Source organism: Desnuesiella massiliensis, assembly GCF_001403615.1.
Lineage (GTDB): Bacteria > Bacillota > Clostridia > Clostridiales > Clostridiaceae > Desnuesiella > Desnuesiella massiliensis.
The window spans coordinates 211,350-228,186 of the sequence record NZ_LN879455.1 but is presented as its reverse complement, the minus strand read 5'-3'; the positions used below and the strand labels follow the sequence as shown (position 1 = coordinate 228,186).

Genomic DNA, 16,837 nt, shown 5'->3' with positions numbered 1-16,837 from the left:
TACATTAATATTTACGATAGTATGTAATAAAAAATTCTATATTTTTAAAACCATGATTCTTATATATTTTGAATCATGGTTTTATAGTTTATTCTTATAAAATTATAACACTTTTTTTAGATATTGTCCTGTGTAGGAAGCTTCATTTTTGCATATATCCTCTGGGGTACCCTTAGCTAATATAGTACCTCCATTGGCTCCCCCTTCTGGCCCTAAGTCTATTATTTGGTCTGCACACTTTATAACGTCTAAATTATGCTCTATTACTACTACGGTATTACCAGCTTCAACTAACCTTTGAAGGATTTCTACTAACCTGCTTACGTCATCTATATGCAAGCCTGTAGTAGGCTCATCCAATATATATAAGGTTTTTCCTGTGCTTCTCTTTGATAACTCATAAGCCAATTTAATTCTTTGAGCCTCTCCTCCTGAAAGTTGAGTGGAAGGTTGACCTAATCTAATATAACCTAAGCCTACATCCTTTAAGGTTTGCATTTTGTTTTTAATTCTAGGTATATTTTCAAAGAATTCTAAGGCTTCCTCCACAGTCATATTTAATAAATCATCAATGCTTTTACCCTTATATTTAACTTCAAGAGTCTCTCTATTATATCTTTTTCCTTTACATACTTCACAAGGTACGTAAACATCAGATAAAAATTGCATCTCTATTTTTATGATTCCATCTCCGCTGCAGGATTCACAACGTCCGCCCTTTACGTTAAAGCTAAATCTTCCTGGTTTATACCCTCTCATTTTTGATTCTTGAGTATTAGCAAATACTTCTCTTATAATATCAAAAACTCCGGTATAAGTAGCTGGGTTTGACCTAGGAGTTCTTCCTATAGGACTTTGATCTATATCTATAATTTTATCGATATTTTCTGCTCCTAATATCTCTTTATGCGCTCCTGGATAGGTCTTAGCATTATTAACTATCTTATTTAACCCTTTATATAGTATTTCATTTATTAATGTACTCTTTCCTGAGCCCGAAACTCCTGTTACCAAGGTTAATGTTCCAAGAGGTATATCTATATTAACATTCTTTAAATTATTTTCTTTTGCTCCTTTTATTTTAATAAATTGTCCGTTTCCTTTTCTTCTCTCTTCTGGTACAGCAATATACTTTTTACCTGTCAGGTATTGTGCCGTTATGGAATCTGGGCAAGCTTTTATCTCATCCAAAGTACCTGCTGCTACTATATTCCCTCCATGTTCTCCAGCTCCAGGACCGATATCTACCACAAAATCTGCTTCTCTTATGGTGTCTTCATCATGTTCTACCACTACCAAAGTGTTTCCTAAATCTCTTAGATGCTTTAATGTAGCTATTAATCTATCATTATCCCTTTGATGAAGCCCGATGCTTGGTTCATCAAGAATATATAGTACACCTACTAAGCTAGAGCCTATTTGTGTAGCTAATCTTATTCTCTGAGACTCCCCTCCTGATAAGGTACCAGCATTTCTAGATAAGTTTAAATATTGTAATCCTACATCTATTAAAAATTTCAATCTGCTGCATATCTCTTTTACTATCTGATTGCTTATTATCTTATTTTTGTCTGATAGCTCTAGGGATTCTATAAAGTCTAATTCATCTTTTATAGACATCTTACAGAACTCATATATGTTCTTTTCCCCTACAGTTACAGCTAGAGTTTCCGGCTTTAACCTAGCACCCTTACACTTAGGGCAAGGGTTATCACTCATGTACTGCTCAATTTCTGCCTTTATATAATCTGAGTTAGTCTCCCTATATCTTCTCTTTAAAGAGTTTATTTCTCCTTCAAAGCTATGATTAAACTCTCCTGTAGAAAACTCTTTTTTATAATGTACCTTTAGTTTTTCCCCCTTCATTCCATATAAAAGTACTTGAACTACCTCTTCAGGTAAATCCTTAATAGGTGTATCAAGAGAAAACTTAAATTTCTCTGTTAAAGCTTGAAGTACACTATAAGTCCAAGAGTCTTCCTTTAACCTTCCTTCTCCCCAAGGAGCTATAGCTCCTTCTAAAATGCTCTTATTTCTATCTGGTATTACTAAATCCTCATCTATTTCCATTAAGGTGCCTAATCCATCACAATGATCGCATTTTCCAAAGGGAGAGTTAAAAGAAAACATCCTTGGCGCTAAGTCATCTATACTTATGCCGCATTCTGCACAAGCAAATTTTTCACTAAATAGTATTTCTTCTTTTCCAATAACATCGACAATTACAAGCCCCTCTGCCAGCTTTAATGCTGTCTCTATAGAGTCTGATAATCTGCTTTTGATATCCTCTTTTATAACCAATCTATCTACCACAGCCTCTATGGTATGCTTAATATTCTTTTCTAGTTTAATCTCATCTTCTGTAAGCTCTACCATATTACCATCAATTCTAGCTCTTACAAAACCATTTTTCTTTATATTATCTAATACTTTCTCGTGCTCTCCCTTACGACCTCTCACAATAGGAGACAGTATCTGTATCTTGGTTCTCTCTGGCAGTTCCATTATTTTATCCACCATCTGGTCTATGGATTGTTGAGTGATCTCTTTTCCACACTTAGGACAATGAGGTACTCCGATTCTAGCATATAACAATCTTAGATAATCATAAATCTCTGTTACAGTTCCCACTGTAGATCTTGGATTTCTGCTGGTGGTTTTCTGATCTATGGATATAGCAGGTGATAATCCTTCTATATATTCCACATCCGGCTTATCCATTTGACCTAAGAATTGTCTTGCATAGGCTGAAAGGGATTCTACATATCTTCTTTGCCCTTCCGCATATAGGGTATCAAAAGCCAAGGAAGACTTACCAGAACCTGAAAGTCCAGTGAATACAACTAATTTATCTCTAGGTATTTCAAGGGTTACATTTTTTAAATTATGTACCTTTGCTCCTTTAATTACTATTTTATCCCTCATGTGATGCTCTCCTCCATTTTTCAAAAAATCAGCATAAGTTATTTAAGTTTTTTCTTCAGCTTTGCAATTAAATCTCTAAGCTCTGCTGCCCTTTCAAACTGAAGTGCTTTAGCAACTTCCTTCATTTCCACTTCATACTTAGCTATAATTTCTTCAATTTTATTTCTATCTTCTTTTATTGCCTCTTCTAGGCTATTATATTCAGCTTCTGTCTCAGCTATCTTAGTGGCTTCTATAACCTCTCTTATGTCTTTCATTACTGTAGTTGGTACTATACCATGCTTTTCATTATATTCAGTCTGAATACCTCTTCTTCTATTAGTTTCACCTATTGCCTTATTCATAGATCTAGTCATGTTATCTGCATACATTATTACCTTGCTTTCAGAATTTCTTGCTGCCCTTCCTATGGTCTGAATTAATGAGGTTTCTGAACGCAAAAATCCTTCCTTATCCGCATCTAAAATTGCCACTAAAGCCACTTCTGGTATATCTAAACCCTCTCTTAAAAGGTTTATACCTACCAATACATCAAATTCACCTTTTCTAAGATCCCTTATGATTTTCATTCTTTCTATGGTATCTATATCTGAATGAAGATAAGTAGTTTTAACATTAAGTTCCTTTAAGTACTTTGTTAAGTCCTCTGCCATTCTTTTAGTAAGGGTGGTCACTAAAACTCTAAAACCCTTTTTAATAGTATTATTTATTTCACTATACAAATCATCTATCTGTCCCGTAACAGGCTTTACTATGATTTCTGGGTCTAATAGACCTGTAGGTCTAATTATCTGCTCTGCCACATTATTTGAGTGATCTAGCTCATAGGCTGCTGGAGTAGCACTTACAAATAAAGATTGATTGATCTTTTTTTCAAACTCTTCGAACTTAAGAGGTCTATTATCATAGGCAGAAGGAAGTCTAAATCCATATTCTACCAGCGTATCCTTTCTTGATCTATCTCCTGCGTACATAGCTCTTACCTGTGGCAAGGTTACATGGCTTTCATCGATGAATAACAGGAAGTCCTCTGGAAAATAGTCAATAAGGGTTTGTGGAGGGGTTCCAGGCCCTCTTCCGTCTAATATTCTTGAATAGTTCTCTATGCCGCTACAATAACCCATTTCCCTTATCATCTCTAAATCAAAATTAGTTCTTTGTTTAAGCCTTTGGGCTTCTAACAACTTTCCTTGGGCTGTTAGCTCTCTTAATCTAAACTCTAGCTCTTCCTCTATACTCTTTATAGCTATTTCTAGCTTATCCCTAGAGGTAGCAAAGTGAGAGGCTGGGAATATGGACACATGATTTCTTTCACCAATAATATTTCCTGTAAGTACATCGAATTCTCTTATTCTATCTATCTCATCTCCAAAAAATTCTACTCTTATACCCTTACTGCTCTCAGAGGCTGGAATGATATCTAATACATCCCCTCTTACTCTAAAGGTTCCTCTTGAAAAATCTATTTCATTTCTTTCATACTGTATTTCCACAAGCTTTTTAATGATTTCATCTCTATCCTTAACCATACCCTGTCTTAAAGATACGGTTAACTTTTTATACTCCTCCGGATTACCGAGTCCATAAATACAAGAAACTGAAGCCACTATTACCACATCTCTTCTCTCTAATAAAGCTGAGGTGGCGGAGTGCCTTAGCTTATCTATTTCATCATTTATAGAAGCATCCTTTTCTATGTAAGTATCTGTTTGAGGTACATAGGCTTCTGGTTGATAATAGTCATAGTAAGAAACAAAGTACTCTACGCAGTTCTCTGGAAAGAACTCTCTAAACTCTGAGCATAACTGAGCTGCTAAGGTTTTATTATGAGCTAATATCAAAGTTGGCCTTTGAAGCCTTTCTATTATATTGGCCATGGTGAAGGTCTTACCAGAGCCCGTTACCCCTAGCAAAGTTTGAAATCTGTCTCCATCCTTTATAGAATTTACTATACTATCAATAGCCTGAGGTTGGTCTCCTGTAGGCTTAAATTTTGAGATTATTTTAAATTCTCCCATCTTATCATCTCCAATACCACTTTTGAACATCTGTTCGATATTACTATTTTATACTTATTCATATATCAATGTCAACCACTATAAAATAGGAAAGCTAAGCTAAAAATTTAGCCTAGCCTTCCTATTTTATTTATAAATTAAACTATATTACAAATTAGAAAATCACAATAAATTTTTACATTATATCGCCCTTTTCTTAGGTTTAATAGTAATAGCTCCTCCAGCTAAAATAAAGCATAGTCCTATAAATTTTAGCGTGCTATTATCTATTGCAGATCCTGTCTTAGGTAAGGTTCCCTGATTATAGTCATTTTTATTGTTACCTTCTCCTGGATCAGTATTTTCCCCTGGATTTTCAGTGTTTTTCTCTTCTTCAGTTTCCACTCCTAATTGTTTTTTCAAGCTTATCTTTTCGCTGCTTTCAGGCATTAAATTAACCAAATCAATTACTTTTTCCTTTGTAATATTTTGACTTCCTACTTTAGAAATCATAAGCTCCAGAACAGCTGAAGAGGCTTTAATAGCTTCTTGAGAATTATCATTTTTATTCTTCTCAATAGTGTCAATAGCTAACTGTAATAATGTGGAGTTATTTTCTTCTCCAAAATCCTTAAGTGCTTCAGATACTAGAGTTATAATATTCTCTCCTTTAGAGGAAACATATCTATCCTTTTCGGAGCTATTTGTCATATAAATAGTTGCAGTATACTCAGTAGGATTTATAACCACTGATAGTCCTGTATCTGATTTCCAGCCCACAACCTTACTGTTTCCATAAGCTCCAAGCAAATCTATGTTTTTAAACTCTCCCTGTCTGATAAAACCCAGACCTTGAGCAGAGGTTATATCTAATGGGCTTATGAAATGAGCAGCCGTATCCTTATCAAACAATTTTATGCCGCCATATCCACCATAATTTATAATCGCTTGGGAAAGCACTGTTAAATCATTGACATTTGAATATAGCCCATAATGTCCAGAAACTCCCTTTAAATTATTTATAGTAAATTTATCTTTATTAAAAGATATTATATTTTCTTTATCATAACCCTTAGCTATGGGGTTATATAAAGTATTTTTTAGACCTAAAGGCTTATATATATTTTCTTCAACATATTTATCCTGAGTCATTCCCGTAACCTTTTCCATTATGCAGCCTAATAAAATACTATCATATTCACTATACCTAACCTTCGAACCTGGCTTAAAATCTGTAACTAAGCTTGTTAACTTATCTAATTCTTGCTCTCTTGTTAAAGGGTCGTTGGCATCAGAATTAATTTTCTCTGGAAGACCAGAAGTATGTTCAAGTAAATGCTTTATCTTTATATCCTTATGAGCACCAGGAAGGTATTTTTCTATAGAATCATTATAGTTTATAAGCTTATCATTGATCAATTTTGCTATAGCTAAGTTAGTAGAGAATATTTCTGTTCCATTACCTAAATCAAACAAAGTATTATTTTTTATAGTACTTCCATAGAAATTACTTTTTACTAACTTACCGTTTCTTACAACAGATAATGCAGCTCCCTGCATTCCAAACTTAACCTCTGAATTTATTACTTCATCAATTCTATTGAAGTTCTCTGAAAGAGCCTTCATATCTTCTGCCTTAAGCTTCATAACCTCAGGATATAATATCCTCACATTGATTTTTCCTTCTTTGGGCTGAATATTCATTACCTTTAATGCATTCACCCCATCTACAGTATACTTTCCTATCTTTATTCGTTGGCTTTTCTTATTTTCTTGCAATGTAGAGCTTATATCAATTTTATTCCCATTAATATATAGCTCTGCGTTAGTGGCACCTTGGTTTTCCACTACAATTTCTCCACTGCCTTTAAATCCATAAAAACCTCTTTTGTTATTTACATGATAGCGTGAAGATTGAGATTTATCTGGAAATAGCGGATCTGTTTGAGAGCCTTTACTATCTATAGGCTCTGTAATACCTTCAAAATTGCTAGCAGCTGTAGAACTTATATCTTCTAATAAAGCTTCATAAGCCAAAGTTGTTATACTTCCATATCTCCCTGTCTCATACTTAGCGCTTTCAAAGTTTCCTTCTGGACAAGGAGAGTTTCTTTGATTTGTTAATAATACCACTATCATATCGTTTTCAAAATCAATATTAGTTAAAGTTCCTGTCCATCCTGTATGCCCTATAGTATTATAGGTATAAGGAGAAAACATCCAATTTCTAGTTCTATTCCCATCTTGGATATTCCATCCTAAGCCCCAGTCCGCTCCAGAATAAGAAGGTTTTATAAATTCATCTAAGGTTTCTCTATCAAATACAGTTATATCCCCGTAACTTCCTCCATTAAGAACAACCTGACAAAGGATTGCTAATTCTTTAGCTGTGGAAAATAACCCAGCATGACCGGATACTCCTTGCATTGAATAAAATGCCTTCTCATCATGAACTTCTCCTTGAAGAACATAATCTCTAACGCCTTCAAACATAATTGATCCATCTCGAGTATTTCCATTTCTTTCGGTAGCTGCAATTTCTTCTTTTTTAAAGCCCTTTTGTAATGGATTAAAGCAAGTTCGAGTAAGTCCTAAAGGTTTATATATATTTTTCTCTACATATTCATCTAATGCTTCTCCAGTTATTAATTCAACTATATATCCTAGAATCATATAATCTGTATCGCTATAAAGCACCTGAGTTCCTACTTCATAAGTCAAAGGAACTTTATCAAATAATTTAACCGTATCCTCTTTCTTTACGGAAAAAAGTCCTTCTGCTCTATCCTTATCATAAAACTTTACAGATGCTGCATGGCCTGCATTATGATGTAATAAATTTCTAATTGTTATTTTATCCTTGCCTTTAAACTTTGCATCAGGCTCATCCTTGTATCCAGGTAAGTATTTTTGAAGCTTATCATCTAAATTTAGCTTACCTTCATACACAAGCTTCATTAAAGCAAAATTAGTAGCATACATTTTTGTGTTAGATGCCAAATCAAATAGTGTATCTAATTGAACCTTTTCAGGATTTTGTACCTTTTCATATTTATCCCACAGCTTTGTATGTCCATAGGCTGTATTTTTAACTAATTTCCCGTCTTTAATTATAGCTATAGAAGCTCCTGGAAACTCCCCTTTAAGCACTCCCGTACTAATATAATTTTTACCTGTTATAGGATCTATTCCCTTGGTTTCTGAGTCTATAAAATTATCCAAACCCTTTAGTTTTTCTGTAGAAAATCCATTTTCTTCTGGCTTTCCATTAGTTATTGTAGGTGCCAAGGCTTTAACTTCAAGCATAGAATTGCGAGGTAAAACATTCAATACCTTTATATTATTATCACCATCAATAGTATACTTACCAATATCTATAATTGCCTCATTATTTTTTAAAGCTTGAGATATATCTATTAAATTTCCGTTTACATATAAATCTGCTGACCGCACCCCATTAGCCTTAACATAGATTTGTCCACTGCCTTTATATCCCTTAAAGCTGCTCCTATATCTTACAGCTAGGCTCTCTGAAGTAGTATTAAAATTCAGATTACCATCTACTTTTTCTTTTGCAAAGGTGTTAGCTACAGTAGAATTAACTATTAAACCTGCTATAGCTAAGGCAGATGCCATAATTTTAAAATTTTTCTTCATAACTTAACCCCCTATTAATAGTTTGATCTTTCTTCTTTAAATAATACAACTGCTATGAACTTATAGTTAACCTCCCCCCTCTAATATACTATTTTTAATAAGACTTACTATATGGGCCTATATTTTTCAAAACATTCTGATATTTAAAGCAATATTAATGTTTTTCTTTACTTTTACAATGCATATATAAAAATAAAAAGAGCTTAAAAGACTTTTAATTCTCTCAGTCTTTTAAGCTCATGCCTGCTACCAGTAACACGCTTAATTATATGAAATATTTAACATGTTACTATAAACATACCACTTTATGAAATTATTTTCAAGTGTTTTTTAAATGTTTTAAACTTTTTTTCACTTATTTATCTTCATCATCTTTATCTTTGTTTCTCAACTTATCTAAGACATCCTTAAATTTCTCATCTTCAAATTTTACCACTGTACTTTCTTTAGGCATTACCTTTGGCACAAGTACCATTCCTATCTTTTTATCTCCCTGCAAAATATCAAAATGCATATCTCTTATTAAACCCTTGGAATCTTTTATTTTCAATCTTACATCCTGTAAATTTTTGCTTATGAATTTATATATAGATATTTCATTATCCACAGGATCATCATTAATTTGAAGCACTTTGTCACCACTTTTAATTCCCATTTCATAAGCTGGAGAATTAGGTGATACCTCTAATACCATAATCCCCTCATCATCGCTGACAAATTTAGGCTTGCCCTTTTCTTCCATATACCTTTGAATATATAACATGAACTCATGAGCCAGAGGTGCAAAGAACACCACAATAAATTGCCATACCAATCCTTTTGTAGCTAATTGAGCTACTAAGGTTAGGGCTATTCCAAATATGAAAATAGAGACTCCTGAAAGTAATGCTTTTTCTTTTTTATTTTTTGTAAAAGTAACAGAGTTATATCCTATAACACCATAGAATGGCATTAATCCTAATACTGCCGTCTGTAAAATAGTGGAACTTAAAGAATGATTAATTAATGGCCACCAATCTGGTGTTCCTATGCTCTCTCCACCTATCACTGTATTGTTGTTTAAAATTAGAAATATAGCTATAGGTAATGCCCAATACCTTTTTAGGGCAAAACCACCTATTATCTTATCTTCTTTATTTGTAAATACAGGTATAGCTCCTCTGTGTCCATCAATTATTACTAAAATCCCTTCTACTATATGTAAAACTCCCACAAGGGTCATTAGTGCAGTTATGTCTAAAGTCATCAATATGTCAGGTGCTACTCCTAAGCTGGATAGTACACCGATATTATTAATATTAAATATTTTAAAAACAAGACTAACAAAACCTAAAATTGCCCCTGAATAGGAGAAGCATATAAATCTTGGACTTATGGTCATTAAAAGTATAGAAAAAATAAAAATAAGATCTATACCTGAATTTTCTCCAAACATTACTCCTCCATAGGAAAGAGCCATACTAGCTATGGTTCCTGCAAAAATACCTATTACTATCTGGGATAAGGTAAGTTCTAGGGGAGAGTTTAAGGTCTCCCCAATAATCATTTTTTGCATAATTGAGGTTTTTTTGTTCTGTCTGTAAAATATAAAACCAATGAACACCAGAATAATTACCAAATAAGGATTTATCAAGGCTTGAGCTATAGACCTAAGCGTATATATTGCTATATTCATTAAATGAAATCCTCCTACTTAACTTTCTCTTTAATAACCTCCACAGCCTTGTTAAACTGAGGGTCAACACTTCTTAAATTCAGCTTACCTTTTGACTCTTCGTATGCTTTTCTATTTTTTTCTATCATTTCTGGTGTATAAGGCACTTCTATATCAGGTGCTATTCCTATCTTATGAATATTTTCACCATTAGGAGTATAATATTTAGATACGGTTATCTTTAAACCTTCTCCATCTCCAGCATCAAAAATTCTTTGTACTACACCTTTTCCAAAGGTCCTAGTTCCAACTAATGTTCCTATTTTATAATCTCTTACAGCACCGGATACTATTTCTGAAGCACTAGCTGTTCCTTCATCTGTCAATACTACTAAAGGTAAGCCTTGAGCAATACCACCCTTAGAAACATTTTTTTCCTCATTTTTATATTTATCGATAGTAGAAACAATTACCTTACCTTTTTCTACGAAATTTGAAACCACATTAACACATTCTGTTAGAAGTCCACCAGGATTTCCTCTTAAATCTAAGATTAATCCTTTCATCCCCTTATCTTTTAAGGATTTCAATGCTTTATTGAACTCATCACTTGTCTTTTCATCAAACATAGCTATGTTTATATAGCCTATAGAGTTATCTAGCATTTCTCCTTTAACAGTAACCATATTTATTACATCTCTTTTTACATTCAGATCAAAGTTTCCTTTACTCTCTCTAAATAAGGTTATCTTTACATTTACTTTGTCCTTACCCTTCATCATAGATACAGCTTTATCCATATCTTTTCCCGATACTTCTGTATCGTTGACCTTTAGGATTACATCTCCGGAAAGGATGCCTGCTTTTTCTGCGGGAGAACCATCAAAAGCGCTGATTACAACAATTTTATCGTCCTTAACCCCTACTTGTATTCCTAAGCCCACATAGCTTCCTTCATTCTTCTCTAATAAATCCGCAAACTCCTTTTTATTCATAAATACAGTATAAGGATCACCTAATGAATTTACCATACCCTTAATAGCACCCTCTATAAGAAGGTCCTCATTAATCTCTCCATCATAGGTTAAATAAAGTTTATCCCTTATATCAAACAATTTTTTAAACTTACTGACGTCTTTAATACCTTCAAGGGATTTCTTTACTTCCATATCTCTTAACCCTATACCAGGCATAGATACAGCAGCTACATTTCCAGCAAAAAAGGCTATAGTATTTGTAACAACTAATAGAGCTACTACTAGAACAATCCATTTAGCTTTACCTTTTTTCCTAACGGGCTTAATTTCATCATCTTTAAATTCCATAATAGCCATCCTTTCTTTTTCTCAACAGCTTAAATAAATACAAAATATATTATTAATAATATTGTATGTAAATATATCTGATTTTATATTAATATATATATTTATAATTAACCATCTTAATCATAAATAATCTTTATTTATTATATAATTACATAAAAATTTATTTAAATTAAGGTATCTGATAAAGATAAGCCTTTCAAAAATCACAACTCTATCTTTAAACAAATACCTTTATTTTAGCATATTATAGGAGGATGTGAAAAACATAGATGTTCTTTTTCACAGACCGCTGGTGGGACTCCACGTGCGGTGTAGTGAAACCTATAGAACACCTTTTTTTACATCCTCCTATATTTTCACAAGCTTCTCTCTATACTGCCAAGAATTTTCTTAAAGATAATATACTTCCTAGAGCACCTATGCTTATTCCCGCTAGGATAAACTCCCACATCATACTACCTAGTACATATGCAGGACTAACTAAGGGTACTGTTATTAATTGTTGAGTTATAGCCGAGAACGCTAGCTTATAAGAATAATATAAAGTTAAATTAGATAATATGGCTCCTACTAAGCCTATGACTACTCCTTCTATTATAAAAGGCCATCTTATGAACCAGTCTGTAGCTCCTACAAATTTCATTATGCCTATCTCACGACGTCTTGAAAATACTGTAAGCTTTATAGTATTTCCTATTAAGAACAAAGATACTCCTATTAATACTATAAATAATACTACTCCTGCCCATCTTATGGTATTTGAAACTGCAGATATCTTGTTAATAAGGTCTCTATCATTTACTACTTCGTCTATACCAGTCATATCTTTAACCGCTGCAGATGCGGAATCTGCAAACTCAGGTTTTTCTAATCTTACTATAAAAGCATTCTGCATAGGATTGTTCGAACTATCATATCCACTTAAAATACCCTTATTCTCTTTTAATTGCTCTCTAAAATTATTTAAAGCTTCGCTCTTGCTTTCAAAAACTACTTCCTTTACTCCTTCGCTGCCCTTTAGCTTATTTTCTATATCCCTTTGTTGAAATAAAGTTACATCATCCTTTAGATAAACTTTAATTTCAATTTTTGATTCCACATTATTTACATTTTCATTAATATTTAAGGCTAGCAATAAAAATATACCGAAAATAAACAAGGTTGCTGATACTGTAATAGCCGAAGCAAGGCTGATGGTTTTATTTCTCCTTAGGCTTTTTAATGCATCTATAAAAAATGCTTTAAATGTACTAATCTTCATATCCGTACCTACCTCTCTGTTCATCTCTAGCTACAGTTCCTTTTTCTATAGCTATAACTCTTTTCTTCATTTGATCTACTATATCCTTAGCATGGGTAGCCATGAGTATAGTAGTTCCAGCTCTGTTTATATCATCTAAAAGGTTCATTATATCCATAGCGGTTTCAGGGTCTAAATTACCGGTAGGTTCGTCTGCTATTAACAAGGATGGGTTGTTCACCATTGCTCTTGCCAAAGAAACCCTCTGCTGCTCTCCACCAGAAAGTTCATGAGGAAAAACCTTATATTTTTCTGAAAGGCCTACCAAGGATAAAACCATAGGTACTCTTTTTCTAATGTCCTTTGGTGCTGCCTCTACTACTCTCATGGCAAAGGCTACATTCTCATATACATTTAAATTAGGTATAAGTCTAAAGTCTTGAAATACCATACCTATTTTTCTTCTATAATAAGGAATTTCTCTTCTCTTAATCTCAGTTATATCTTTACTATTAACAAGAATTTTACCACTAGTAGGATCTACTTCCTTTAAAAGTAGCTTTATAAAGGTAGACTTTCCAGCGCCACTAGGTCCTACTAAAAATACAAACTCCCCTCTGTCTATAGTCACATCTACATTGATTAATGCATTAACATTATTGTCATAGGTTTTAGAAACCTTCTTAAATTCGATCATGTGAACAACCCCTTATACTATTTTTCTACAGTTTATACTACGCTTAACTATAACTATTATAACACAATGATGCTTTATGTAAAAATTTAAATTATTAATTTATTTTAAACAAAGTAAAAAATTTATCTTTTATATTTCGATATATACCATAAACATCCATATTGCCTTTGTATTGCCATATTATATTAACCTAGCACAGCTTATTTCTGTAAAATTCACATTATAATTAATATCATTCACTAGCCTTTTACCATTAATAAACCATGGAACAGAAAGTACATATATATTAGTATTACACTTTTTTTCTTTATCATATAAATATTGAATTTCCTTTATCTTAATTCTCCTTTGTTTAAAAAACTCCTCCAATTTCTCTATGCTATAATCTTCATCCTTATACTCTACCTGCAGCTTAATAGAATTAAATCCTAATAGACTACTTTCAAATCTTTTTAAAGATACCAATACTAAAAATACACTCAATGCCGATACAATACTTAGAAAATAATAGCCATAACCTACAGCGAGCCCAATACAAGCTACCACCCACAAACTAGCAGCTGTAGTGAGCCCTTTTACACAACCCTTATCCTGTATGATGGTACCTGCTCCTAAAAAACCTACTCCACTTATAACTTGAGCCCCGAGCCTACCAAAATCCGCTTTAAGCCCAGATGCTAACTCTGGATATTGAGTAACAAGTCCAATTACCTCATCCACGGAATACCTTTGAATCATTGATATAATTGTAGCTCCTAGACATACTAAAATATGAGTTCTAAAGCCTGCTGGTCTATTTTTAAACTCTCTTTCATATCCTATCAAACCACCCACCGCAATGGCTAAAAATAATCTTAAAATTACTTCATATATAGCCAATAATATCACTCCTTTTATAAATAATACTTAGATAATAAATATGTGCCACTTCACGGCTAATCTCTTAGCCTTCCGCGGCACATGTTTAGTGCTTATAAGCACTATATATAAATATTTATGGCTAACTTATTGAATAAAGGGTAATAAATCCTTATATACCTTTTCTGGAATTTCTATTCCACATAAAGGAGTATTTCTTTTATTATACATCCCATGGTAATCAGAGCCACCAGTGCATAATAAGCTTTTGCTTAGAATAATCTTTTCTAATTCATTCTTAACTTCAGCTTCAATAGAAGGATGATATACTTCTATGCCATCTAAAAGCTCACTATTAATTAACTCATAATATAATCTAGAATTCTTCTTTTTAATTTTTGTAGGATGCGCTAAAACTACCACTCCATTATTTCTTTTAATCATTTTTACCATAGATTCAAAATCCATATATTTATAATCCTCTGGCAAGTAACAAGGTCCCCCTTCTCCAAAATACTTTTTTAAGCTCATCATAATTTCCTCTACATCTAAGTAATTGTATCTAGCCAAGGTTCTCAATAACTTGGCTCTGTACAGAGGGCCTCCATTACTTTCCTTAAAAAATTCTTCCTTAGGTATATCAATACCCTGTCTTTGAAGCATCTCTATCTGAAGGGAAGATCTTTTATTAAGATATTCTAACAGCTTTACAGAATAATCCTTAAGCTCTTGAGAAGCTGCATCTACATTATAAGCTAAAACATGAAACTTTGTTCCTTGTTCCATTGCAGTAAATTCCACTGCTGATATAAAGGGGATACTATATTCCTTACTCAGTTTCTTCTCTAATCCCAAACCTAATGTAGTATCATGGTCCGTTATAGCAAGAGCTTTTAAATCTAAAGCCTTTGCCTTTTCAAATATCTCTACCATAGTTGAACTTCCATCGGAATAAGTAGAGTGCATATGAAAATCAAATAACATACTTATCGCCACCTAATTATAATTTAATGATATCGCTAAGTGGATTATCAAATTCCATTTCAGTATCTTCGGCTAAGTCCTCCCACTTAGTGAAATAAGTGGCCAAGAATCCGCCTGCATAAGCAAGCAATGTGCCTATTAAATAATGAATTACACTTCCTGAAGGTATTAAAAGAGTTAATGGTAATCCAGATAACCCTATACCTGTTGAAGCTACATTCATAACAGCTACATATACACCGCCAAGGACGGAACCTAAACAAGCAGTTATAAAAGGCTTACCTAAAGGTAGGGTTACTCCAAACATTAAAGGTTCACCTACACCTAACATTGCAACAGGCAATGAACTTCCAATAATATTTTTTAATCTCTTATTTCTAGTTTTCATATATATTGCAATACCTGCACCAACTTGTCCTGCACCAGCCATAGCTAATATAGGTCTCAATAAGTCTAAGCCTGTGCTCTTAAGAAGACTTACTTCCACTGGAGTTAGAGCTCTATGGAGTCCTGTCATAACTAAAGGCAAGAAGCTGGCAGATAATATAGCTCCCGAAAGCAATCTTCCTTTTTGTATGGAAGTATTAACTAACCAAGTTAAATTATTTGATAAAAAGCTTCCTAGTGGATGGAAAATATAAAGACTTCCTACTCCAACTATTAATAATACTAAAGTTGGTGTAACCATAAGATCTATAACTGAAGGCATTATTTTTCTCAATTTCTTTTCAAGAATTGCTCCAATAGCACAAGCAATCAGTACAGCGATTACGCCACCTTCTTCTGGCACAAGAGCCTTTCCATTGATGATTATTTTACTTAAAGCTGGGGCGCTTAAAATACCTGCAATGGATCCACCTATTGTTGGACTTCCCCCAAATTCTTTAGCAGTATGCATACCCACCATAATGTTCATGTATAAGAATACACCTTTACCTATTAGATATAATATATTATAGGTGTTTCCACTAACTAGTCCTAAACTTTCAAGCAATTTAGCTACTCCATATATAATTCCGCAGCCTACAAAGGCAGGAATTAATGGAATAAAGATATTAGATATTTTTCTTAAAAACAATTTAAAGGGTGTAGAATTTTTAGCCTTTAATTCTGCTTTTTTCTCTGCTACTGCATCTACTTCTCCAACCTTGACCCCGACAATCCTTCCTACTTCATTGGCAACCTTATTAACGGTTCCTGGGCCCAGAATTATTTGAAGCTGACCTGCTTGTTCTACCACTCCCATGACTCCATCAATGCTGTTAATTGAATTTTTATTTGCCTTACTTCCATTCTTTAAGGTAAGTCTCAATCTAGTCATACAATGAGCAACAACAGCTATATTTTCCTTACCGCCTACCTTTTCAATAATGGCTTCACTAATTTCATTTATCTTGGCCATTTCATTTACTCCTCCCATTAATAATAAATAAAATAATAATTAAATTTATATAAAGTAGCTACCTTTTAACTTATATATATTCTAAAATTCATTTCATG

The 16,837-nt window shown here is 33.2% G+C and carries 10 protein-coding genes; all 10 read right to left on the bottom strand.

Annotated elements, in window-relative coordinates:
• Positions 1 to 102 precede the first annotated feature (102 nt).
• Positions 103 to 2,925 carry an excinuclease ABC subunit UvrA gene (gene uvrA, locus BN2665_RS07815; RefSeq protein ID WP_055666562.1) on the bottom strand — a complete coding sequence of 941 codons (2,823 nt, stop codon included), beginning with the start codon at positions 2,923 to 2,925 and terminating at the stop codon, positions 103 to 105.
• Positions 2,926 to 2,963: 38 nt separating this feature from the next.
• A complete protein-coding gene (uvrB, locus tag BN2665_RS07810) occupies positions 2,964 to 4,943 on the bottom strand; it encodes an excinuclease ABC subunit UvrB (RefSeq protein ID WP_055666561.1) in 1,980 nt (659 codons plus the stop codon).
• Between the two features lie 180 nt (positions 4,944 to 5,123).
• The gene (pbp4b, locus tag BN2665_RS07805) at positions 5,124 to 8,579 is read right to left on the bottom strand and encodes a penicillin binding protein PBP4B (RefSeq protein WP_055666560.1); all 3,456 of its coding nucleotides are present in this window, start codon (positions 8,577 to 8,579) and stop codon (positions 5,124 to 5,126) included.
• 355 nt (positions 8,580 to 8,934) lie between these two features.
• Positions 8,935 to 10,254 (bottom strand): PDZ domain-containing protein, encoded by a 1,320-nt coding sequence (locus BN2665_RS07800; RefSeq protein WP_055666559.1) that lies wholly within the window; start codon positions 10,252 to 10,254, stop codon positions 8,935 to 8,937.
• 14 nt (positions 10,255 to 10,268) lie between these two features.
• Positions 10,269 to 11,558, bottom strand: coding sequence for a S41 family peptidase (locus BN2665_RS07795; protein WP_055666558.1), 1,290 nt, complete (start codon positions 11,556 to 11,558; stop codon positions 10,269 to 10,271).
• Positions 11,559 to 11,928: 370 nt separating this feature from the next.
• Positions 11,929 to 12,819, bottom strand: coding sequence for a permease-like cell division protein FtsX (gene ftsX, locus BN2665_RS07790; RefSeq protein ID WP_055666557.1), 891 nt, complete (start codon positions 12,817 to 12,819; stop codon positions 11,929 to 11,931).
• On the bottom strand, positions 12,809 to 13,495 hold the full coding sequence (gene ftsE / locus BN2665_RS07785) for a cell division ATP-binding protein FtsE (protein ID WP_055666556.1): 687 nt from the start codon (positions 13,493 to 13,495) through the stop codon (positions 12,809 to 12,811). The genes ftsX and ftsE overlap by 11 nt, the downstream gene beginning before the upstream one ends.
• 180 nt (positions 13,496 to 13,675) lie before the next feature.
• Positions 13,676 to 14,374, bottom strand: coding sequence for an MgtC/SapB family protein (locus tag BN2665_RS07780; protein WP_055666555.1), 699 nt, complete (start codon positions 14,372 to 14,374; stop codon positions 13,676 to 13,678).
• 126 nt (positions 14,375 to 14,500) lie between these two features.
• Positions 14,501 to 15,337: a PHP domain-containing protein gene (locus BN2665_RS07775; protein ID WP_055666554.1), complete on the bottom strand. Its 837-nt coding sequence runs from the start codon at positions 15,335 to 15,337 to the stop codon at positions 14,501 to 14,503.
• Positions 15,338 to 15,353: 16 nt separating this feature from the next.
• Positions 15,354 to 16,739 carry a PTS transporter subunit EIIC gene (locus BN2665_RS07770; protein ID WP_055666553.1) on the bottom strand — a complete coding sequence of 462 codons (1,386 nt, stop codon included), beginning with the start codon at positions 16,737 to 16,739 and terminating at the stop codon, positions 15,354 to 15,356.
• Positions 16,740 to 16,837: the final 98 nt, after the last annotated feature.